This is a genomic window from Paenibacillus sp. GYB004, assembly GCF_036577605.1.
Classification (GTDB): domain Bacteria; phylum Bacillota; class Bacilli; order Paenibacillales; family NBRC-103111; genus Paenibacillus_AB; species Paenibacillus_AB oceani.
On the sequence record NZ_JARBDB010000063.1, the window covers coordinates 58,671 to 80,348 of the forward strand.

The 21,678-nt window shown below is 53.0% G+C and carries 18 protein-coding genes and 1 riboswitch; of the genes, 4 read left to right on the forward strand and 14 right to left on the reverse strand.

Going from position 1 to position 21,678, the window contains the following annotated elements; genetic code table 11:
• Window positions 1-5 precede the first annotated feature (5 nt).
• Window positions 6-1,232: a CoF synthetase gene (locus PV433_RS27785; RefSeq protein ID WP_332075288.1), complete on the reverse strand. Its 1,227-nt coding sequence runs from the start codon at window positions 1,230-1,232 to the stop codon at window positions 6-8.
• Window positions 1,233-1,453: 221 nt separating this feature from the next.
• Here PV433_RS27785 and PV433_RS27790 point away from each other — a divergent pair, with 221 nt between their 5' ends.
• On the forward strand, window positions 1,454-2,245 hold the full coding sequence (locus PV433_RS27790) for a YheC/YheD family protein (RefSeq protein WP_332075289.1): 792 nt from the start codon (window positions 1,454-1,456) through the stop codon (window positions 2,243-2,245).
• 86 nt (window positions 2,246-2,331) lie between these two features.
• Here PV433_RS27790 and PV433_RS27795 read toward each other — a convergent pair whose 3' ends face one another.
• Both PV433_RS27795 and PV433_RS27800 read right to left on the reverse strand, forming a co-directional pair.
• Window positions 2,332-2,466, reverse strand: coding sequence for a hypothetical protein (locus tag PV433_RS27795; protein WP_332075290.1), 135 nt, complete (start codon window positions 2,464-2,466; stop codon window positions 2,332-2,334).
• 353 nt (window positions 2,467-2,819) lie between these two features.
• Complete coding sequence (locus PV433_RS27800) at window positions 2,820-3,257, reverse strand: UPF0158 family protein (protein ID WP_332075291.1); 438 nt, start codon at window positions 3,255-3,257, stop codon at window positions 2,820-2,822.
• A 162-nt stretch (window positions 3,258-3,419) separates the two neighbouring features.
• On the opposite strand from PV433_RS27800, the gene PV433_RS27805 reads away from it, so the two are divergent.
• Both PV433_RS27805 and PV433_RS27810 read left to right on the forward strand, forming a co-directional pair.
• Complete coding sequence (locus PV433_RS27805) at window positions 3,420-4,175, forward strand: C40 family peptidase (RefSeq protein WP_332075292.1); 756 nt, start codon at window positions 3,420-3,422, stop codon at window positions 4,173-4,175.
• A 96-nt stretch (window positions 4,176-4,271) separates the two neighbouring features.
• Window positions 4,272-4,901 carry a YfbR-like 5'-deoxynucleotidase gene (locus PV433_RS27810; protein ID WP_332075293.1) on the forward strand — a complete coding sequence of 210 codons (630 nt, stop codon included), beginning with the start codon at window positions 4,272-4,274 and terminating at the stop codon, window positions 4,899-4,901.
• Here the strand turns inward: PV433_RS27810 and PV433_RS27815 are convergent.
• The 5 genes from PV433_RS27815 to PV433_RS27835 form a co-directional block, all read right to left on the reverse strand.
• Window positions 4,805-5,164: a retropepsin-like aspartic protease gene (locus PV433_RS27815; RefSeq protein ID WP_332075294.1), complete on the reverse strand. Its 360-nt coding sequence runs from the start codon at window positions 5,162-5,164 to the stop codon at window positions 4,805-4,807. The genes PV433_RS27810 and PV433_RS27815 overlap by 97 nt on opposite strands.
• A 59-nt stretch (window positions 5,165-5,223) precedes the next feature.
• Window positions 5,224-5,481, reverse strand: a complete 258-nt coding sequence (locus PV433_RS27820; protein ID WP_332075295.1) for a hypothetical protein — start codon at window positions 5,479-5,481, stop codon at window positions 5,224-5,226.
• Between the two features lie 168 nt (window positions 5,482-5,649).
• Window positions 5,650-8,373 (reverse strand): cohesin domain-containing protein, encoded by a 2,724-nt coding sequence (locus tag PV433_RS27825; RefSeq protein ID WP_332075296.1) that lies wholly within the window; start codon window positions 8,371-8,373, stop codon window positions 5,650-5,652.
• 51 nt (window positions 8,374-8,424) lie between these two features.
• Entirely contained in the window at window positions 8,425-10,209 is a 1,785-nt protein-coding gene (locus PV433_RS27830; protein WP_332075297.1) for a carbohydrate binding domain-containing protein, read from the reverse strand.
• A gap of 12 nt (window positions 10,210-10,221) precedes the next feature.
• Window positions 10,222-12,132: an S-layer homology domain-containing protein gene (locus PV433_RS27835; protein ID WP_332075298.1), complete on the reverse strand. Its 1,911-nt coding sequence runs from the start codon at window positions 12,130-12,132 to the stop codon at window positions 10,222-10,224.
• Between the two features lie 517 nt (window positions 12,133-12,649).
• On the opposite strand from PV433_RS27835, the gene PV433_RS27840 reads away from it, so the two are divergent.
• Window positions 12,650-13,957 (forward strand): extracellular solute-binding protein, encoded by a 1,308-nt coding sequence (locus PV433_RS27840; protein WP_332075299.1) that lies wholly within the window; start codon window positions 12,650-12,652, stop codon window positions 13,955-13,957.
• A 154-nt stretch (window positions 13,958-14,111) separates the two neighbouring features.
• Here the strand turns inward: PV433_RS27840 and PV433_RS27845 are convergent, their stop codons facing one another.
• From PV433_RS27845 to PV433_RS27870, 6 genes are all read right to left on the reverse strand, one after another.
• Window positions 14,112-14,855: an RQC-minor-1 family DNA-binding protein gene (locus PV433_RS27845; protein ID WP_332075300.1), complete on the reverse strand. Its 744-nt coding sequence runs from the start codon at window positions 14,853-14,855 to the stop codon at window positions 14,112-14,114.
• 46 nt (window positions 14,856-14,901) lie between these two features.
• Window positions 14,902-15,564: a hypothetical protein gene (locus PV433_RS27850; RefSeq protein ID WP_332075301.1), complete on the reverse strand. Its 663-nt coding sequence runs from the start codon at window positions 15,562-15,564 to the stop codon at window positions 14,902-14,904.
• Between the two features lie 471 nt (window positions 15,565-16,035).
• Entirely contained in the window at window positions 16,036-17,334 is a 1,299-nt protein-coding gene (locus PV433_RS27855) for an NCS2 family permease (protein ID WP_332075380.1), read from the reverse strand.
• A gap of 57 nt (window positions 17,335-17,391) precedes the next feature.
• Window positions 17,392-17,491, reverse strand: a riboswitch (purine riboswitch).
• 95 nt (window positions 17,492-17,586) lie between these two features.
• Complete coding sequence (locus PV433_RS27860; protein ID WP_332075302.1) at window positions 17,587-19,053, reverse strand: M56 family metallopeptidase; 1,467 nt, start codon at window positions 19,051-19,053, stop codon at window positions 17,587-17,589.
• Window positions 19,050-19,412, reverse strand: a complete 363-nt coding sequence (locus tag PV433_RS27865) for a BlaI/MecI/CopY family transcriptional regulator (RefSeq protein WP_332075303.1) — start codon at window positions 19,410-19,412, stop codon at window positions 19,050-19,052. The genes PV433_RS27860 and PV433_RS27865 overlap by 4 nt, the downstream gene beginning before the upstream one ends.
• Window positions 19,413-19,619: 207 nt before the next feature.
• Complete coding sequence (locus tag PV433_RS27870) at window positions 19,620-21,656, reverse strand: glycosyl hydrolase family 28-related protein (RefSeq protein ID WP_332075304.1); 2,037 nt, start codon at window positions 21,654-21,656, stop codon at window positions 19,620-19,622.
• Window positions 21,657-21,678: the final 22 nt, after the last annotated feature.

A 21,678-nucleotide genomic window follows, 5' to 3' on the forward strand; every position in this document is an offset into this window, starting at 1 on the left:
CTTCTTCACTCGTAAACGATTTTTTTGTTTTTGACGGTGCCGCGGTAGGCTTCGTCTTCAAAAACGCCGCCCAGCACCTGAATCCGATCCAGAAGGCCGGAGCGGATCATCGCCCCGATCTCCGGAATCCGATTCTCCAGATCGTGCCGGATGTAATCCAATTGCTCCGCCGACGGTTGCGGCCCATGAATATATACGATCAGAGCGTTGCCCGCCACCTTGACCCGAACGCCCGCTTGTTCCAAATGCCGGAATACGACGCTTTCTATATCGTAGATGCTGATTTTCTCACCATGCTTCAGGTCCGGACCGATCCGTTTCACAATACTACGGAAGCTTTGGCGCCAACAGCCGTCCGCCCATATCGGGCGCAGATCGCGCACAACGTCGTACGTGACATAACGTACGGCGGGAAACGCTTCCCGAACCGTCGAAGTCAGCACGAGCACCCGCTCCTCCTCGTCCGTCAGCGGCTCCAGATCCGCTCCGATCTCTTCCGGACGCAGTCCTTCCGCCATAAGTCCATCCGCCAGCAAATACCGTCCGTGCTCATGGGAGAAGTAAGCGATCGTACCGATTTCGATGGAGCCGTACGTATCGGTTATACAAGCCTTGCCGATCCCCAGCCGGTCGGCTGTCCGCTTGATCCACGCCGGGGAAGCAATCTCCCCGACCAGAATCACATGGCGAATCCCATATGACGCCGGATCTTCGGAAGCATAAAGGATGCGGTCCAGAATCGACGGCATCGTATACAGCACTTCCGGCTTGAAAGCCGATAACCGCTCGATATGCCGCTCGACCGGCAGCCGAAACGACACCGATTCCACTTCCATTCCCAGGCGACGAAACACGTCCACCGCCGTCGCTTCGGCATGCCCCGTCCCCATATCGGCCATAGCCGTCCGGTAACGGGACGAACCCAGAATCGTCCGGAACACGTCCATCTTGATGCGGATATAGTGCTCCTCGTCGGGCTCGGAGTAATAGATCGATTTGCGCCGGCCGGAGCTGGTGCCGGATGTCTGATAACCGTGTACTCCTTCACGCCCGGCAAGAGGATTGCGGTCCGAATAATAATGGGTCTCCAGCACGGATGCCGTCATCAAGGGCAAGCTCTCCCAGGCTGGGTCCTTCGCCTCCTCCACCTGCCGGTAGCCGAGCAAAGGAAAGTACCAGGCAAAACGCTGCGCCATCTTCTCGATCGCCTGACGGCTTGTGAGCCGCTCCATGCGCCTTCCCCTCCTCCGCTGCTTGACCGGGCGGGCATCGCGTCCCCTTTTCCCCCGGTTCCTATAACATATGCCGGCCGCCCATACACGTTCGTTCCAAACCAAAAAAGGAATAGCTCCCGGCGAATCCGGCTATCACCTATACCGTGCAGCCCCGTATGCTGTAGAGAACCCGGAACCAAGCTTTCCGCCCGAATCCGCTTGAAAGGAGGAAACCGCCTATGAAACATTCCCAAAGTATCGTTACAAGCAAGCTGCTGAAAACAAACCTGCTGCTTCATCACCCGGAGCTTGCCAAACATATCCCCGCCACCTGCCCGTTCACACGAAGCGGTCTGCTTCGTATGCTGGAGCGTTATCGCATGGTATACGTAAAGCCGGATCGCGGTTCGCTCGGCATCGGGGTCATGCGGGTAGAGAAACGCGAATCTGCGTACCGGTATCAAAGAGGCGTCCAGCTTTTTACGTTTCGGACCTATGAGGAGCTTTTCCGGTCCGTCTCGAAACGCATCGGAGGCAAGCGTTATTTGGTCCAACAAGGGATTCATATGCTGACCTATAAGAAATGCCCGTTCGATTTCCGCGTCATGATTCAAAAGAACCCGTCCCGTAAATGGGAGCCCACCGGAACGGTCGGACGCGTCGCGCATCCCCGGAAGGTGGTTACGAACGGGAGTCAGGGGAGCACGATTTATCCGGCAGCCGATCTGCTTAAGCCGCATGCAAGAGACGGAAAAACCGCGGGACTGCTGCGCAAGATGAACCGGATCGCCCGTTTGACCGCCGCCCAGTTCAGCCGCACCTATCCGGCCATGAACGAGCTTGGACTCGATATCGCCATCGATCGCAACCTCACTCCGTGGATCCTGGAGGTGAATACCCGGCCCGACCCCTGTCCGTTCACCAAGCTTAAGCAGCGGCATACCATCAATAAGATCGTAGCCTACGGCAGAGCTTACGGGAGACATTACTGCCTGGCCTGCTCCAAGGCGAAAAGGGGGGCCGTGAAATAAACCGGACTGCCGTGCCCTGTATAAGCGTTGGAACGGACAAAGAGCACCTTCTGCAGGTGCTCTTTGTGCAAACTAAACTTATTCGCTTACGGCTTGACCAGGCTTAACAACTCATCCCGAAAAGCCGGTCTTCTGGGATAGGTCTCCAGCAGCAGCTTCGTCATGTTTTGAGCCGCTTCGCTGCCGGCTGCTTGGTGAAGCATGCGGATGACCCGGCACACATTTGTATACTCTTTTCTGTTAGTCGATTGCTCCGCCAACGCTATGATGTAACTATGGAATAATTCGAGGCCGTCGATTCATTGTGTAGAAGGGATAGCAGGCCGTTCCAAGTGAAAAGTTACCTTCTTCTGCTCAAACAGGTTGTCCACATTGAATCGACAGCCTCAATTCCGCCACTAGTTTGAGAGGTGCAGCTGGCTTTTCCCATATTGCGCCGCCTGGTCATCCGCCGCAGATGCCTCCCTTCCAGTCAGCTCCTCTACACCAATTGACGCACGGTATGACGAACTTTCTTTTGCAGTTCTTGACGATTCCAAAACAACTCCCCCACCCACAAGTCCGATACTTGGAATCATTCGCTTGTATACTTTAAATTCAATTTTTCGTAATCCAAGCCCTCTTTTTCTAACCACTTCCGGATGGCTTCCTCTGCCAGCCTCTGCTCGAATTGATTCCACGGGTCCCACAGATTCAAATCGTACAGCGTATCCTTGAATCCCCGGAAAGGCCTGTTCCTGTCAAGGGCGGCGAGCAGCAGGTTGTCCGGGTCCGATTCCGTAGTCTGGGCAAACTTGGTCATCACCGCATACGCTTCTCTCGAACCGATTTTCGGAATATTCACATACCGTCCTTCGCTTGCTTCATCATCCCAATCAATTCCCGGTACCCCTGTATCCGCCTCATCCAGGTCCAGGATAACTTCTCCGGTCTGCAAATCCAAATAATACGGATGATCGAAATCACTATCCAAGTAAGCATCGATTAGCTCGTCCATCAGTTGCATGCGCATAATGAATCGCCCTCTCATCGATTTCTTTTTTTCATGGATTTCTATGTTTCATTTTAGCAGATCGGCCTTCAAGCTACACTTCCCCTTCTACGATCCGCCTGAATCAAAAAAAGCCAAAATTGACATTCTAAAGCCATATGACGACGACCAGGAGGGATGAGGATGAAGAAAAAGCTATGGGTTCAGACGCTCGCGATCGGACTAGGGTGCAGCTTGGTACTCCTGTCCGCATGCTCGGCCAATCGGGAGGTGCGCCCCCGCTCCGTTGCCGAACCTGCTCCGATCATTCGTTCGGAAGAGCAAGCGGACGATCCCGATTTGTACTTCGGCGATCTGGGGGTCGAGCAGCAGTTCAAAGAGCATCGCCTGCGGAGTCTCGCTATCGCAGAACCGAACCGTCAACCGCTGGTGGACCCGAATGGATTCCCGCTCATCCGGCAGCACCCGAAACCTTCCACATCCCCGGGGCCCGGGAACCATGTGGAACAGCTCCTTAAAATCGCCGAGTCGTATATTGGCACTCCTTACTTGTACGGTTCCGACCGGACCGAGCCCTCCACGTTCGACTGTTCCGATTTTACGCGCTGGGTGTTTCTAACTTCGCTCGGGATGGACTTGCCGTGGGATTCGAGAAGTCAAGCGGCTTATGTGAACGCCTTCTCCAAAAAAACGTACACCTCCTTAAAGGAGGCCAAACGCGGCGATTTAATGTTTTTTACCAGCTACAGAGGCAACAAGGCCGCCGACTACAAAAATTTGAAACCGGCCGATCGGATCGTTACTCACGTCGGCATCTATATGGGGAACGGGAAGATCATCCACTCTCCTTCCAAAAACAGCGGAGGCGTCCATATCGGACCGTTGACCTGGAGGCAACTGAACAACCGGTTTATTATGGGAGGAAGCATTCTCGACTAGATTTCGTTTGAGTTTATTCTCCCTTAACAATCAGGGGTTATAGTGAAGCTAAGCAGCCGAGTTATATACTCTCATCGAAGAAAGGAATTCAGACCTATGGGCATTCATACGTATTTTCAATCGTTAACCGATCTGGAACGGATTATTCGCTGCCCGGGCAAGTTCAAGTTTCAGGAGCATAGCGTATCGGCCCACTCCTGGAAAGTCGTACAGTACGCCAAAACGCTCGCGGATATCGAAGAAAGCAACGGCGTCACGGTGGATTGGAAAAAGCTCTATGAAGTCACGAGCAGCCACGACTACGGCGAAATTTTTATCGGCGATATCAAGACGCCTGTGAAGCATTATTCGCTGGAGCTTCGGGCCATGCTGCAGCAGGTGGAGGAAGGCATGGTCGCCCATTTCATCAACGAGCATATTCCGGAGGAGTTCAAGCCGATCTTCCGCAGACAGCTGCGCGAAGGCAAGGACGATTCGGTGGAAGGACAAATTCTGGAAGTGGCGGATAAGATGGATCAGATCTATGAAGCGTTTGCCGAGATGCAGCGGGGCAATACGGAGAAAGAGTTTATTGTGATGTATCGCAGTGCTCTAATTAAAATTAAAGGAATCAAGCTCCATTGCGTGGACTATTTTCTGCAGCATATTTTGCCCGACATGGTTAGAGAGGGTTCCCGATCGCCGATCGATATCGAGAAGATTACAAATGAAGCTTTGGCGTCGTAGATATCACCACCTACTATTATTCCGTGAATGTCCATACCATAATCCATACTACCAATTTCGACTTGAAAGTTTTTAACTATAGCTTCTCCGATTATAACGGCATCAACGGACTTGGTGTACACATACTCGACACCACCCACGCCTCTAATTGTATCAACTACATCATCTTTTTCAGGAATCATATCTATCTTTCCAACGATATCCGCATTTAAAAGTGTGCTTGCAGACCCGGTGTCAATCAGGACCTTCTCCAGACTCAGCATCTTCCCCCTGAATTCTATAACAATACTTACAAACGGAAGTCCATAACATTCTATTATATTTATCTCGGCCCCCTGACACCTACGTAGCGTTCATTTGCTACCACTTCAGAACGGGATGTATGAAAAAAACAATACTCCCGATGAGGATCCTTTTTATGCAACTCACTGTATCTTTTTAAGGCTTTCACAGAATCGTCGAAAGAATCAATGACAGCCATCTCTTCAATAAATCGTTGCCCCTCCTTTGAGTAAGCCTTGGTTGCCTCAAGAACGACCCACTCATTAGGAAAACGCTCCTGAACCTCTTCCCATCGCATTGTAAACACCTCCGTATTACATCCTATATTCAGTATATCATCTCCGATTGCAACTCTTAAGCTACTTTATTCAAATTTACATCCAAACAAAAAGACACCTCGCAGGGTGTCTAAATTTGCAGGGATTAGGGAGACTGGCTCAGCAATCTTCATCTTCCCCTGCGATGCTCACGAAGATCTATACACTTTCAATCCAACCAGACCGAGATCGGTTATATCAATCTTGTTGTCACGGTTGAGATCCATATGACGATTGGTATCGTTGATTCCGGCCCCGATCTGCCGGGCAAGCTCGATCAAGTCAGCCGTATCGACGGTCCCGTCCTGATTCATATCCTCTTCGTAAACGTCCCCGATTCGGATCGGCCATGCGGTGTCTGTGCCCTGACGAAACGTCACCCCGGTCACATCGCCGTCGATGCGGATCGTTTCCGACTCGCCGAGCAGGAGCAGCTTCGTGTTCACGTGATTTTTCTTGGCCGTTAACCTGATCTCCGCCACAGCCTTGCTGCCGCTAACACCTTGGCTGCCCAATTGCGTCCCGACGATGGTAACGCTGCTGCCGCTTGCCGACCAGGTCAAGTATCCATCCGTTATCCAGCTGTCCGAGCCCGTAATGCTTTCGACCGTCCACTGGTCGGGATCGATCGCAAGCTTGGCTTTGAAGCCGTACAGTTCATTCGCTTGATCCAGCTCCAAACGGACCGTAACCGTCTCGTTTTGCTGTGCGGACACGGCCCCGTTCCACTTCAGCTTGCCCGCATGCTCGTACTGCACATCGGATACTTGAATGCGCTGCAGGCTGCCCATATCCGTAGCATCGGCGAAATAAATCTGTTCCCGGCCGTCCGCATCCGCGGCAAGCGCCATAAATTTGACCTCCATACTCTGAGGGAACAGGCGTACAAAGTCCAGCGTCTTCGGGTCAATCACGGTAATGCGGTCCGCCAAGTCCATGTACAGCAGGCCGTCCTTGCCCCAGTAAGGATGATAAGGGCGCCACATGCCGTAGTTCGCGATATCGGGATACATATTTTTATAATTCAAAATGTCATACGATTCCGGGTCCATCTTGAACAAAATGCCGTTCACCCCGCCCCAGATGTTGCCGTCCGGGCCTACGGACAAGCCGCTGATCATCGGCGGATTGCTAAGCCCCGGAATATCCAGGGTGAATTCGGTTACTTTACGCTCGTTCGCGACGTCCCATACGAACATTTTCGCCGAGCGTTCGGTAGCGGTCGTGCCGAGACCTCCATGTATCGTAGTGGATCCGTAAATGTAGCCGTCTTTGTAAGCAAGACCGACGATACTTTGGTTTTGGACGATATTGCGGTGCACCTTAACCTGACCCGAAGCCGGATCGAAGATCGTCAGCGCGCCGCCAAGCTCGCCATAACCTGGAATCGTGCCGGTCATAATTTTATCGCCCATCGTTTTCATGATATAGGGGCGGTCCTGGGCCTCGCCGATGGTGAATACCTCCGAAGCGACCGGAGTGCTGCGGGTCGTATCGATCTTGTATACATGACCGCCCGGGTAAAGCCCCAGGTACATATCCGTGCCGTAGGCCACCATGCCTTCGGCTTGCTCCATTATTAAATTTTTGGTTGTGCCCGTACGCGGATCATAGACGGCGCCTACCCCCGCCGGATAAGCCGACATATACAAATTGCCGTCCGGCCCGACCTCGATATTATGAATCGGGTTCGGAGCGCCGACCAGTGCAGAAGGCATGCTGTATACCGTCTTGGCGTCTACGTTAAAGACCGCAATCTCGCCGTTGCCTTTCATCGAGACGAGCGACTGTCCCGGGTACCCGGGCAACTGGTCGAATTGGACCCAGGCCGCCCCTCTCAGCGAAGTCCCGTATTTGATAAGCGGGGTCGTCTGGAAAGTCGTCAGATCGAGCTCGGTCAAGTAACCGTTGGCCGGAATGTACAGCTTGTTATCCCGGATGGCGGCCAATTGGGCGAAGTTGAATACGCCGACGCCTGTTCCGCCGTTTGCCGTGTCTTTATCGATTACATGCGGAAGCCACGCTTCATTTCTCAGATCATAGATCAGCATCTTGTACAGATCGCCTTGAAACTTCACCAGCAGCAGATCCCCGGCCACCGCCATATCGTAAGCGAAAGGCACTTGCGCCGCGGTAACGCCGAGCAGCCCGGGCACATCGGCGGCAATGCTCGCCTTGTAGCCTTGAGTAGCCTCCGTAACGCCCAGCTTCACGACATCGCCGACGGTACCAATTCCGGCATAAATATATCCGTCATGATAGGCGAGCGAGCGGACATATTCCTGTCCGGCCGTCATCGTTCCGTAGTCGGTAAACGTCTTGGCGACGGGATCGTATTTGAACACCCGGCCGCTCTGGAACGTGCCTCCGTAGACGTTGCCCTTGTCGTCGACCGTCAACGACCAGATCGATTTCTCGCCCGGGATCGGCTCGCCGAGCTCTACAAGCTCCTTCGTTACCGGAGAATATGTCCACAAGATCCCTCTCGTCTGCCCCGACGTCCGGATTCCGCCGATATACACTGTCCCGTCAGGAGCGATAACATGTGCCCAAGCCTGCTGAACGCCCGGCATCGGGAAACTGCGAAGCAGCGTATTCGTCTTGATGTCGACGATCTGGAACGAAGCGAGTTCGGCGTTCACCGTCGTGTAGAACACCGGCTGGCCGTCCTCCACGCCGACGACCGCCCCCGATAAACCCGCCTTCGTAATCGGTGTGGCGATTTTCTCCGGCTCTCCGAAGATTCTCCCTTTGAACGTCACCTCCGAATCACCGCCCGGGCTTGCTCCCGCCGGTACGGCCGGGAAAACGGCAGAGACGAGCAAGCAGCAAAACACGGCAATCGCGATCCATTTATTTCGTATGTTCCGCATCTTAAACCTCCCGTTGAAAATGTCATCTTCATGCCCACCCTTCATCCGGCGCTAGTTCGCGGCCAGCGCTTTGGCGAGAATGTCGATATCGGCCGTATCAATCTTCCCGTCGCCGTTCAGATCGTAATATTTTGTCATGCCGTCCAAGCCTGCGTTCACACTTTTTGCCGCCAGCAGAAGATCGACCAGATTGACAACGCCGTCATGGTTCACATCTTCAAGATGAGGGAGCAGCGTCGTTCTTGCTTTTACGTCGCCGGGGAACGTCTTGTCCTCCACCGTTCCGCCCTTGAGCGATTTCAATACGGAGTTCGCTTTCAGGGAAAGCACCGTATTGCCTTGTCCGCTTAACGCCTTGAAGGTAACCGTCACAAGGCCGATATGTCCGTTGACGACGCCGTTATCCGTTCTGGAAGCGCGGACAGTGAGCAGGTCTCCATCCACTTCCCACGTCAGCGTCGTATTGCCGCTTGTTCCAAAATCAGGATGAACCGCCGCTTCCACAACCTGGAGCTTCGTGGCGTCAAACGCCACGTTCAGCTCGGCCGCCGTCAGCGATTCGGCGTACTTGGAGCCGAGACGTGCGGTGAAGGTCCGGTCTTTGACAGCGTATTCGGCAGACGTTATATCCAGCTGCATCAGATCCCGTTCGTAAGTAAACAACATATCGTCGTAATAAGCGACTGCCATATAGGCGTTGTTAACAAGGGCGAATAGTTTGGCGTGCTTGGCGCTCGCCGGAGCAACTCCTTTCAGCTCCACCTTGAACCATTCGTTTAACGGCGATTTCAGATGCTGCAAAGTATCCGGTCCCGTCTGTTTGTCCTTATCGTCGAAAAAGCGCAGCAGGAACGTCGCGCCGCCCGTCGGCGCCGGGGTACTTTCCACGTACATCCTCACAGAAGCCGTATATTCCACGCCTGGTTTCACCGGGAGCGGCTGGCTTTCCATCGTGACGCCGTTATTGTTTTGCGTGTCCGTAAGCTTGAGACTTGCGCTGCCCGAATACTTCACGGCAGAAGACAGCTCGAACTTGACGGTTTCACTCGGCGCGGCCCAGTTTCTCCATCCGTCGACAGCTCCGCTGCCGGTCATCCCTCTCTCAAATCCGGCGTTCGGAACCGGAATGCTCACAACCTCTTTCAGACCGTTGGAGGAAATCACCTTCTCCGACAAATCCTCCGGCGGCAGCGTCGGCGTCGTGGTTGTATATTTCAGCTCGAAATCGTCGAAATACGTATTGCCGGTCCAATAGGCCGTAATCAGGACTGCGACGGACACATATTTCGCTTCAGCCGGCACCACGTTGCTCTTGACCAAAATTTGCGTAAATTTACCGATTCCGCTTGGACTGTTATAGTTGTTCGCAACCCGGTTTCCGGTCAGCTCGTTGTTGTTCGCATCGTAGAAGCGAAGCTGAATCGTGCCGCCTATGGAGCCGTCCTTCCTCCCTTGCGGTTCGTTCGGATTGATCCATGCGCTGAGCGTATATTCGTTGCCCGGGATCACCGGGTATTTATCGCTCACAAGCTCAACCGTATGCTTATTCGAATTGTCGAACAGGTTCAAGCTTTTGCCGCCGCTTTTGGAGACCGTACCGTAGACGCTGTGCGTAACTTTGCCGTACACATCGTCTTTAACGGTGTAATTCGCATTCCAGCCGGGAATTTTGCCGTCCTGTCCGATCTCGTCCTCGAAGCCGGGATTCACCATCGCGACTATGCCCGGTTGAGACGGGTCCGCCGCGACGATCCCGGGGAGAGGCAAGCCTGCGAATACAGCCGCCAACAGAGCCATAACCGCAAGGACCGATATCCTTTTTCGCAATGTGCTCAATAGACTCACTCCTTATCGTTGTTCAATCAACCGCAGCAAAAGTACGGCAACGTCCGCGCGGTTCGCGCTTGCTTTCGGAGAAAGGGTGTTGTCGCCGACGCCCTGAATCAGGCCGCTCGCCCTTGCCGCATACACCGCCTCTTTCGCCCAATCGCTGATCGATTCGTCATCGGCAAATGTGTCCGTTGCCGCGCCGACTGCTACCACCAGTCCGGAGTTGACCAGCAGTACCGCCATCTGTTCGCGCGTCAGCTTGCCGTCCGGATCGAAGTTCACGCCGTCGCCATGCACGATTCCGGCTTGTCGGGCGGCATGGATTATGCCCGCGTACCAAGCGTCAGCCGCAACGTCGCTATAGGAGCCTGCATGCGGGGCAGCCGAATCCAAATCTAAAATCCGTACCAGCAAAGCGACAAACTCGGCTCTCGTCATCTCTCTGGAAGGAGCGAACTCCGCTTCCCCGGTTCCGAACATATAGTGTTTGGCCGCGAGCGCCTCGATGGCATGCCTTGCTTCGTTATACACGTTCCCGATATCCTTGTAATCCGCCTCAAACTCCATAAGGGCATAGACGCCCGGCTGATCGACCGCAACCTCAAACTTGCCGTCGTTCGGCTTAGCCTTCCGCACATATTCCCATGAGGAGGCCGCTTCGTTCCATACATATACGCCCAACTTATGCGCTTGCGGGCTGGACTCGTCGTAATTCAGCGTCAGACGCAGCTGCCCGGCCGTACGTGTAACAGCAACCGGTTTCCCGTCTTCGATCGTCGAGATTTGCACGTTCAGTCCGGAAACGAAGTTTAATTGCGCATCGGCCTGCCGACCGGCTTGCTCACCGGCTTCGCGGAACTGGAGAAGCGTTCCTTTATCATCAGCCAGAGCCTGATACGATATAAAGGCCGCCCCCCGCCCGTTCTCCAGCAGCAGCGATACTTGGCCGCCTTCCAGCTGCTTGGCTTGCTCGGGGGACACAAGCAGCCCCGGAGAGCTGCCATCGGCAAGCCGGATCGGAAGACTCGCCTCCGTCGGCAAGTCCAATTTGTTGCTTGCCGCCAGCTCGGAAAGCTGCTGCAAAGCCCGTACAGCTTTCGCTAAAGAATCGTTATCAAGCATCATCGATTGGGTCGACGGATCTGCAGTTGTCTTCACGCTAGTTCGCAGCTGCTGTTGCAGCTGGCCTGCCAGCTTCTCCAGCTGCTTCACCTCCGCAGGCGAATACGAACCTGCGCCGCCAGAGAACAACGCCGACAATTGGGCCAGAGCTTGCTCGGGATTGCCCGCGTCCAGCTTTTTCTCCAAGTCCTGCAGGCTTTGCCGGACATCCGGCCGGACCGGCGGAACGGACGCCGCGGGAGGCGCTGCAGTATCTTCAGAAGACGATGAGGAGCTTCCGATATGCAGCGTCCATTTCCCTCCGGGAACGACCGCGAGCTCCTTCAGATCTTTGTATCCGCTTGCATGTATGTAACTCTCGCTTGTGACGGCTTTGACGGTATCGATGGACAGCTCCGCCGTACCGGCATTACGAGCAGTGAAATCCAGCACTGCGATCGTTAGGGAAGATGCTGCCGAATCGGGGGAGGAAGCGCCTTCGCGCAGCAGAGGCAGCATAATCTTCCCTTCCGTTTGAAGAACTTGCTTGCCGCCAAAATCGTTGTAACCTCCTTGCGGGCTTACTTGATGGACATCCAGCTTGGACGAATCGTACCTCACCGCAACCTGTACTCCGTACAGATCAACCGCATTGCGGGCGACGATACGAACCGTAACCCGGTCTCCCTCCGTTATCGAGGTCCCATCAGCCTCCAGGCGGATTACAGCCGATGCCGGATCGGAAGCGCTTTGTGCAAACGCATACATAGGAGTGCATAAGAGAAGACTCCAAATAAGCAGGGACACAAACAAACGTTTAACGTTCATTCCGTAATGCTCCTTTCTGCAGCTATTCATTTACATACCGAGACTGCCCGGCTTGTGCGCCGTGCACCTATCGCTGCGGTTATGACCGCGCTTATCTTTTCTGTATAAACTGTATACCACCTCCAAAAACTCTTACTGTATCTACCACATATCATTAACACCATATATAATTATAGATTTATATATGATTCAGATAAGTAAACTAAAAACAATTCAAACAATCCTTACGTACTCAACCCTCCTTACTTCGAATGGTTTTCTGCTAATTTCTTGGTCACAATTTAAACATTCGAGAATTACATGTTGCTTATCTGGTTCATAACAGATTATAATCACAGTTAAAAGAAACTGTCAACGGCAATTGAAACGCCTTGCAACTTCCTTAACAGTTCTGGATCAATATGGGGACTCCTGACTTTATGATATAATTAGCTGTTGTTGGATCACTATGCAATCGGGGTGCTTGGAGATGAATTCAAAGCCGAAGCGTTCTACGTTCAGGAGCCGCTATGAGGAAATGATGATCACGTTGCGAAATGAGATCATTACAAACATATGGGAAGAAGGAAGCTATCTGCCTTCCGAGAGCGATATTGCCGAACGGTTTCAACTGAGCAAAAACTCCGTGCGCAAAGGCTTGGACCTGCTCGCTTCCGACAACTTTATCGAGAAAATTCCGCGGGTCGGCAACCGCGTCCGCAAAGCTCCTACAGGGATTACCCTTAAATTCGGATACTACCCGTCCCTGATCCAGGAAGCCCGGATCTTTGACTTGGTCGAGGAATTCCACAAGCAGCATCCGTTGATCCGGATCAACATGATTCCTATGCCTTATTACCATACGAAACCGACTATGAAGGACTACATGGAATCCGACCATATCGATGTTATGGCCATCAATAACTATAATGTCGAGCTGTTCGTCAATCCGGACGGCCCGCCTGACATGCTGGAGCCTTTAATCGCCAAGGAAGGCATATATCCGGTACTAACGGAGCCTTTTACGTTTGACGGAACGTTATATGTGCAGCCCTTCATGTTCTCGCCGGTTATTCTTTGCTACAATAAAGATCACTTTACCGAGAGTCGGGTTCCGGAGCCGGATAGCAGCTGGACTTGGGATACGGTCAAAAAAGCGGCCCACCAATTGTCGGCCGGCACGAACAGGTACGGCTTCTTCTTCCATCTCTTGTCCGACAACCGGTGGCCGGTCTTCCTGCTGCAAAATAATGTCGTCTTCAACCGCGGCCGGGGAGACGGCAACAACAATCTGGAGCTCGACAGCGCTTCGCTGAAGGAAAGCTTTCATACGCTGATCGATCTGAGCGAGGAAGTATTCCCGCCGTTCCTGTCGGAAAACGACCACGATGTGGATATGCTGTTCCGCCAGCAGAAGGTATCGATGATTTTAACCTCGTACTTCTTTCTCAACATGATCGAAGACGTCGATTTCTCGTACGATATCTCGCCGCTGCCGTATCAGGGAACTCCCAAAACGATGGTGATCACGATCGGATTGGCTATTAACAAACATTCCAAGCATAAACAGGCAGCCCAAACGTTTATCGACTTCATGCTGTCCCACCAAGCCCAGCTCCAGCTGCGTCAAAACACGCTCAGCCTTCCCAGTCTGAAAAGCGCTGCGGAATGGAACGGACCGGTTCATGTGAAGCAGCCCGACCGCTTCTTTATATTCCGGGAAACGTTCCCGACATTCAGCTATCACACCGCCCTGAATGTGACGTATTCCGAGCTGGAGGAGATCCGGCAAAATATGAAGCTTTATTTGTCCAAGATGGAAGGGATTCAGATTTTCAGCCGGTAAGCACACGAAAAGCCTCCCGGTTCACTTTGAAGTGAGCAGGAGGCTTTATTTAACCTAGAATGGGGAAGCGGCGGGACGGATCGCCGGGCGCGCAGGCCAGTCCAAGACGTCCTTTCTCCGGGGAACATGACCCGTCAGCGGAACGCCGCTATGGCTAAGGCTGGTCCTCCCGACAGTTCGGACACCGCTCCGGAAAACGCAAACCTTCCAATGTATAACACTCCGGATTCAACTCATCCCATACGAACGGACGGTCGCATTGCTGACAGGCCAAAATAACCGGCTCACGCGAGCGAAGGAGCAGCAATGGTATCCGTTCCTCGATCAGCCGTTCCCAATCGGACGGGCTCAGACGCTCTTTTTGCTTCAAAACGTCGATCACATGCTGAATCTCAACCCGCACTCTCTTGAAATCCACTCGTTCCCATAACTCCAGAAACGGAATATATTTCTTATTACCGGAACATAAAATTTTGAACAAGAACAAAAAGATCATGCCCCGGTCCCGTTCCTTCAAATAATCCATGCTGATCGGCGTCACATTATTCTCCAGCCAGCGGTCCCATTCCTGTATAAATTCTTCCGCCCGCCGCTCTCTTTCGATCGCCCATCCGCGAGGGGTAAATACAATCCTTGGAAGCTTGTTTACTACTTCGGTCTCCAAAAATCCGGTTCGAATCATATGATCTACTTTATCCGTAATCTGCTCCAAGGAGAGGTCTCTATAAAATCCGTATGAAGGGTTCCGATCCAGCCCCAGCTCCAACAGCTTCCGCTCTTTGGACCCCTTTAAAATTTTGGAGAGCAGCGTTCGTCCGCCTTCATCAATGATATCGTCGGCCGCCCTCAGAATCACCCGCAATTCAGGCTCCGGTAACGGTATGTTCTTCGTTTTCAAGGCCAACTCTCCCTTTCATTCTTCTTAAACGCTATTCTTCTCTATTCTACGCAGAATTCGGATCAAAACCAAAACCGTCCGGCGTCGTATCCGCCATCTCGTAGAAAGTCCCCTCGGTCGGAGGCGCGATTCGTACAGATTCGCCGATTTCGAACGGCACTTCAACATTCGCATAATATTTCATGCAATCATCCAGATCGAACGGCACTTCTTCCGCCTCCCGTGCTGGAACAAGGGGACGCCCCGCTTCATCCGCCGGCTGCCGATTTCGGCTCCGAGGAGGAGCTGTGCGATCCAGACTTTCCTGATCGGCAAACCGTTCCATCTCTTCCCAGGTAATGCCATACGGAACCCCCCAGTCCGTATACCCGGCAATGTAGGCAAATGTTCCATCCGACCAAGGGGCTTCTTCTTGTTGCTGCTCTTTTTGACGCTGCAGCCTTTTTTTCTTCCGGGTTTGTTTGGCGTTTGCCGCCGCCCGCTCGCCTTCTCTCGCTTTCCGGATCTCCTCGTCGGTCAGCGGTACGCCCAACTGGCGCAGTTCTGCAACAGCCGTACCTGCGTCGACGCCAAAATGTTTGCGGTAACCGCGGATGCGTCGCTTCCCGTTATAGGTTTCAAGCCAGCTCGATGCAGCAGAGGCCAGACGGCCCTCCCTGTTCATTTGCTTAACCCTCGGCGTGTTTGTTTTATTCTTTTTCTTCCCCAACGCCGTACCTCCCCGAAAATGGCGAATGGAAATTGTATTACTTGTTCTATATCTCAAGTCTTCACTTTTTGTCAAGACAAACGCGCCGCGTCACTATAAAAGATGCGTAGCAATAAGAAAAAAGGGGGCCCGAAAGGGCTCGCATGACAGGGAACGTCCCGATTTCCAAACGAAAGGACCCCAAATTCCAGTCATGTGGAGGTTAAGGTCCTTTTGCTCAAGGAATCGGTTTCCAAGTGAGCACTGTACATCCCAAAATGTTTTCTGAGGCAGCCCTTACTTTCGGCCTCTTGGGAGGAAAGAAACAAATAGAGGCGATTCGTACCTCTTATTTCCACCACCTGAAGGGGGCTACGCCTTTTTTGCGGATATTAGCAGCTTCAAACCGCTCTTATTCCGTGTCCAAACGGGTTTTCGGACAAAATAGCGGGTACAAATCGCTCTTCTCGCCGAGAAAAATCTTCGATTCCCTCAATGCCCAAAAAACGCCAGCTGGATAAAAAACAATACGGCGAACAAGTAAAAGATCGGATGAACTTCACGCCATTTACCTTTTACCGCCTTAAGGATCGGATACGTAATGAAACCTACGCCGATTCCCGTTGCGATACTGTAAGTCAAAGGCATCAGCACGATAATCAGAAACGCCGGGAATACGACCTCGAAGTCGCTCCAGTCGATCTTGGACACCACACTGATCATCAGAAAACCGACAATGATCAGCACAGGCGCCGTAATGGCAGGAACAGCGGCAAGCACCCCGATGACCGGCGAGAAAAATAAAGTCAGCCCCAGCAGCAAGCTGACCGTAACCGCCGTTAATCCCGTCCTTCCGCCTACGGCAACGCCGCTGCTTGATTCGATGTAGGCCGAGGTTGGACTCGTTCCCAGCACGGCCCCCGCCGTAGTCCCCACCGCATCCGCAAGGAGCGCTCCGCGCGAGCGGGGAAACTTCCCGTCCTTCACCAGTCCCGCCTGCTCGGCAACCCCAAGCATCGTTCCCGTCGTGTCGAATAACGTAATGAGCAAAAAAGTGAAAACGACAGCGTACAACCCGTTCGTAAAAACACCGCCGACGTCCATCTGCAGCATCGTCGCGGACAATCCGCTTGGCAGGGAGACCAGCTTCTCGGGCAGCTTCAGCAGACCCATCCATCCCGCAAGGACCGCCGTAATCAGCATCCCGATAAATAAATAACCTTTCACCCGGTACGACATCAGAATCAGCGATACGATCAATCCGATTAAGGTCAGGAGCGTCATCGGCTCGGTGAGCGAGCCCAACGTAAGCAAAGTAGCCGGAGAGTCCACAATGATGCCGGAGTTTTGAAGACCGATAAACGTAATAAACAATCCGATCCCTGCCGTAATCGCATGCTTCAAGCTGGAAGGAATCGCATCCAGCAGCATATAGCGGAACGAAGTCAACGAAAGCAGGATGAACAGCAGCCCTGCCACGAAGACGGCTCCGAGCGCAGTCTGCCACGTAATGCTTTGGCCCCCGACGACGGTAAACGCAAAGTAAGCGTTAAGCCCCATCCCCGGCGCGACCGCAATCGGGTAATTGGAGGCAAATCCCATAATCAGCGTACCGATTATGCTGGCTAATACGGTAGCTACAAACACTCCGTTAAAATCCATGCCGGCTTGACTAAGTACGCCGGGATTCACGATCACGATATACACCATCGTAAAAAACGTAGTCATCCCCGCCAGCAGCTCCGTGCGGATCGAAGTATTCCGTTCTTTCAACTTAAACCAGGCTTCCATCATTCGCTTCTTCCTCCAAAAAAATAAAATCCTAACCAAGGTATAGGGTACGCAGAAATACAAGCACCCTATACTCGTAGTTAGGATTGTTCGGCTCCTAGTAGAAACCCTCAAACCGTATTATTGAGGTTATACGAGATGTTCACTTCCTTGGATAGGATAATGAATTTTCCGCGGCATGTCAACGTGTCTATGAATTCCACAGTCGAATCACGAACTATATCGGCCATTCTATTGCAAATATCCGTGAATTTACAGAGGGACGACGCTTTCGCTTTTAGCATTTGGCAAACGGTCGATCAGCCGCTTCAAGCCGGATTCGTCTGCGGCATGCCGGCGGACATCTTCTCCAATCTGCTCGTCGATCTGTTCCCTAGTAAAGGTGTAGCTATATACCGCATCGTCGTACCGGCCAGCCTGATCTGCAATCGAATAGGTGATCCAATCGACATTATCGATCAGACTTAACAACAGGATCGAGTTGCGATAGAAAGCCTCTCCGTTAACGGCTCCTTCTTCCGATATCCCGGTCGGATCATTTCGGACATAATGAACGGTTACCCCATAAGGCGGAGCTTTCGTGTGAAGCTCCATACCGTCAGCGGTCAAACCGGCAGGCTTGGGCATTCCGCCAATCAGACCGCCTACCTTGCTGGCGTTCCCTACGTACAGCGTTTTGTTAGCCAACAGCTGCTCCAGGTTATATCCCGAGTAGTGCGGCTGCGCCACCCGCTGCAAAGACGAAGACAAAGGCGACTGCTTGGGATTCGCCGTGCATCCTACAACCAGGACGGCGATTACCAGCGTGTAGGCTGCCATCCTCCATGACGAAGGCTTGCGGTACGTAATGATATGTTTAATTCTGGCTTTAACGTCATTCTCTCCAAAGGCAAGCGGACTGCCGGTCAGCGCCCCGCTTCTTCCCATGGACATGTTGAGCAAGGAGGTCGAATAGCTCGCTTTAATCCGGTCCCCCATCTTGTTTACGACACGTTCATCGCAAGACATCTCCATATCTTTGCTCATAAGCGAATAAGACAGCCACATCAGCGGATTGAACCAATGGAGGATCACCAGCAGAAAGGCGAAGGGTTTGATCAAGTAGTCCCGTCTCCGGATATGCGTCTGTTCATGCAGTACAATGTAAGACCGTTCATGCTCGCTTATACCGGTCGGAATGTAAATCTTCGGTTTCCAAAAACCGCAAACAAAGGGCGTGTCGATCTGGTCCGTCTCATAGACATTATCTTGGACGAGGGTGGCCGTCCGGAGCCTGGATACCAGGTGCAAGTACGAAACGATGCTGCGAATCAGGAGACCGGCCACGCCCGTTATCCATATCGCGCTTCCGATCGTCAGGATCAACTCCAGCGGGCTTGTGCTTGTCGCAGGAGCGGCGATTGCGGGAAGGGCCGAGTTTACCAAACGGCTTATCTCTCTAATTCCGGCATCCACCACGGGATTTTTCTGCACCTCCATCAACGTCGCTACTCTCCCTATGTAGCCCCCACCCACGTCGGCTTGAGGTTGCACCAGCCGTAGCAGGCTAAAGTCCGAACTGAAACTGACGGGGATAAGCAGTCTGACCGCTACTGCCGACCACAGGATATAGGAGAACAGTTTAGGAGCGCGCCTCAAACACAATCTCGCGATCATCACCGCTAATGCGACCAAACTTGCCGTAATACTCATAGGAAGGATCATCAGAAACAGGTTCATCCTCTCGACGCCTCCTCAATAATCCGCTTCAGCTCCTCCGCCTCCTTCTCCGAAATTTTCTTCCCGCCCAGAAATGCGGTTAAAAATTGGGGCAAGGACCCGTTAAACGCTTTATTCACAACCGTCTGACTTTCGTATTTCTGCGCATCCGCTTTTTTGATCACGGCCGTGACCGTTGCGCCCTCGTTTCTAAGAATTCCCCGTTCGCACAGCTTTCTTAACACCGTGTAGGTCGTCGACTTCTTCCAGCCGAGCTTCGTCTGGCTCAGCTTTACCAGGTCGGTGGAATTGATCGGCTCATGATCCCAGATCAGACATGCAAATTTATACTCAGAGTCGAACAATTTGTACGGTTCCATGTCTCGCTCCCCCTTCAACGGGTTTATTGCAATAAACCTTATAAAAAAGTTTATTGCAATAAACCTCTATTGTCAAGTTTGCGAGGAAGACGGATCGACAAACCGTAACCTAGCTTGGTAATCCTCTTCTCCAAGTCTACTTCCATGCGAAAAAAGCACCCTCTCGAGTGCTCTTTACGCTGTGAAGACGATCGTTTATGTACGGCTTTAGCTTTCTATAGCGCCCCACGTTTTCCAGGTCCCGGGGGAACCCGCTTCTACGCACACCCACCCCATATGGCCCGCAACTGCCGGAGCCGCATGATGAATGACATCGCCTGGGTTCCAGAGGCCGGCCGCCGGAGGAGCCGTTCCCCAACCTTCTTTGCTCCACCATACAGACGCTCCCGTTTTGGACGCGATTATACCACTTCCTACAATGGCGACCCTGGAGCCGATCCCGCCTGTCATTGCAGGCAGGCGGATCGTACCCAGCGGAACGGTTCCTTCCATCCACAGCCTCTGCGCGGAATTAAACATCCCGACATAATCCGCAATATTCGCCGGGTCCACGCCATCCCGCAAGGCAAACGTATTATGCAGACACTTGTATACGTAGTTGCTGCCCGCCCGATCCCGGATATAGATAAAACTGCCGATCGTCGGCGCCGGATCCGTCTGCATTACGATATTGCCCTGTACATGACAGTCGCTCTCCAGTGAAGGCGACAAGTACAGCGGGACCTTGTTGCTGAACTGTGCTGTCGGGCTGATCGTCGTGCCGCAATCAATCAGCTCGTTGCCGGAGATAACCAGTCCTTTGACCTTGCCGAGATCGAAAAAGATGCCCGATGCCGGACAATTGACGACTTTGTTGTTCATAATTGAAAAATGGGAAGCGAGATTCGTCTGATTGCCGTTCTCGTAGCTGCTGATGGCGCCGAACGATTTCAAGGCAAACTTGTTTATATACGGCGTGCCGACTTCCCGCTCGTACCGGATCACATTGCCATGTACGGCCAAATTTTCGTAGGCGACCGACTTGGCCCCGCCGTAGATGGATATGCCCCGGCATCCTCCGACCGTCGAGCTGAACGTATACTGGTACGGATTCAAGTCGACCGTATTCCCTTCGACGATCATATTTTTAAAGCCGACTGTCGCATTGGCGGGGCTTAGCGATTGCGACCAGATCAGGATACCGTCCCTGGACGTGTGAACCGTATTGCCGCTGCATACCTGGTTCAGCGTCGTCCCGGATTGTGCGATTCCGGTAAGGTTCATGCCAATCTGGAAACGGGAGATGACATTCCCCGTTACGACGCAATGGGAAGCATGCGTCTCGATCGCCGTCCGCGGGGCAAGCGGCCAGTCTGCGCCTTCGAAGGAGCAGCCCGATAGGAGCAATTGGTCGCAGGTCGCATTAATAAACGATTGGTCGAAGTCGCTCCCGTTCGCATTCGCGGCCCCGATCCAACTGCAATTCGTTATGCGAACGAGCTTGCCTTCGTTCACTCCTTTCGGAAAATAAAGACTGACCACCCCATCGGCGTTCAGGAAGGTACAGTCGGTAACAATAATTTGACCGTATCCGGCTGTCGACGAGTAGTTGCTTATCGAGCTTCGCAACTGCGCCTGGTAATCCGTAACAGAGGCCAGCACGTTGTTGTGACGGTTATGGTCGAATACGAGCGACTCGGCATGAAAATGAGCCAGATCGACGGTCGAATTGGCGAGGCCGATCATCCCTTTGTAATTTCCGGCTCCATCCTTGACCTTGATGACGGAAGAGACGCCCTCGCCGTAGATCGAGAAGGACGACCGATTGACAATGGACAACATGTAGGCCGAGCTTGCAGAGGGGGATACGATGTAGGTGCCCGCCGGAAAAAAAACCGCTCCGTCCGCTTCTTGGAACGCCTGCTGAATGGCCGCCGTGTCGTCCGTAGTCCCGTCGCCGACCGCGCCGAAGTCTTTGACGCTGACCGATTCGGCCAATTTGTCGGAGACGGTCCGGATCGTTCCGCCGGGATACTGGCAAATCACGTCCGCGGAAGAAGCTTTCTTTTTATCCGCATGGACTTGCGTAAGATTGAATAGTCCTCCGGCTACGGCGGCAACGCCTGCTAACCCTGCGGTAGCCAGCAATTTCCGTCGCCCAAGCCGACTGCCGGTTGCCTCGCCTGGAGCAGGGACAGTCCCGTTTGGGGACTCGACCGCTATTTCCGGTAGCAGCATGTCCCCGCTTTGGTTGTACCTTTTCATCATCATTCCTCCCTTTAATCCA

What these genes read in the sequence shown, in the direction of transcription:
- PV433_RS27785 (WP_332075288.1), bottom strand. Translation starts at nt 1,232, where the DNA reads ATGGAGCGGCTCACAAGCCGTCAGGCGATCGAGAAGATGGCGCAGCGT.
- PV433_RS27790 (WP_332075289.1), top strand. Translation starts at nt 1,454, where the DNA reads ATGAAACATTCCCAAAGTATCGTTACAAGCAAGCTGCTGAAAACAAAC.
- PV433_RS27800 (WP_332075291.1), bottom strand. Translation starts at nt 3,257, where the DNA reads ATGCGCATGCAACTGATGGACGAGCTAATCGATGCTTACTTGGATAGT.
- PV433_RS27805 (WP_332075292.1), top strand. Translation starts at nt 3,420, where the DNA reads ATGAAGAAAAAGCTATGGGTTCAGACGCTCGCGATCGGACTAGGGTGC.
- PV433_RS27810 (WP_332075293.1), top strand. Translation starts at nt 4,272, where the DNA reads ATGGGCATTCATACGTATTTTCAATCGTTAACCGATCTGGAACGGATT.
- PV433_RS27815 (WP_332075294.1), bottom strand. Translation starts at nt 5,164, where the DNA reads ATGCTGAGTCTGGAGAAGGTCCTGATTGACACCGGGTCTGCAAGCACA.
- PV433_RS27820 (WP_332075295.1), bottom strand. Translation starts at nt 5,481, where the DNA reads ATGCGATGGGAAGAGGTTCAGGAGCGTTTTCCTAATGAGTGGGTCGTT.
- PV433_RS27825 (WP_332075296.1), bottom strand. Translation starts at nt 8,373, where the DNA reads ATGCGGAACATACGAAATAAATGGATCGCGATTGCCGTGTTTTGCTGC.
- PV433_RS27835 (WP_332075298.1), bottom strand. Translation starts at nt 12,132, where the DNA reads ATGAACGTTAAACGTTTGTTTGTGTCCCTGCTTATTTGGAGTCTTCTC.
- PV433_RS27840 (WP_332075299.1), top strand. Translation starts at nt 12,650, where the DNA reads ATGATGATCACGTTGCGAAATGAGATCATTACAAACATATGGGAAGAA.
- PV433_RS27855 (WP_332075380.1), bottom strand. Translation starts at nt 17,334, where the DNA reads ATGGAAGCCTGGTTTAAGTTGAAAGAACGGAATACTTCGATCCGCACG.
- PV433_RS27860 (WP_332075302.1), bottom strand. Translation starts at nt 19,053, where the DNA reads ATGAACCTGTTTCTGATGATCCTTCCTATGAGTATTACGGCAAGTTTG.
- PV433_RS27865 (WP_332075303.1), bottom strand. Translation starts at nt 19,412, where the DNA reads ATGGAACCGTACAAATTGTTCGACTCTGAGTATAAATTTGCATGTCTG.
- PV433_RS27870 (WP_332075304.1), bottom strand. Translation starts at nt 21,656, where the DNA reads ATGAAAAGGTACAACCAAAGCGGGGACATGCTGCTACCGGAAATAGCG.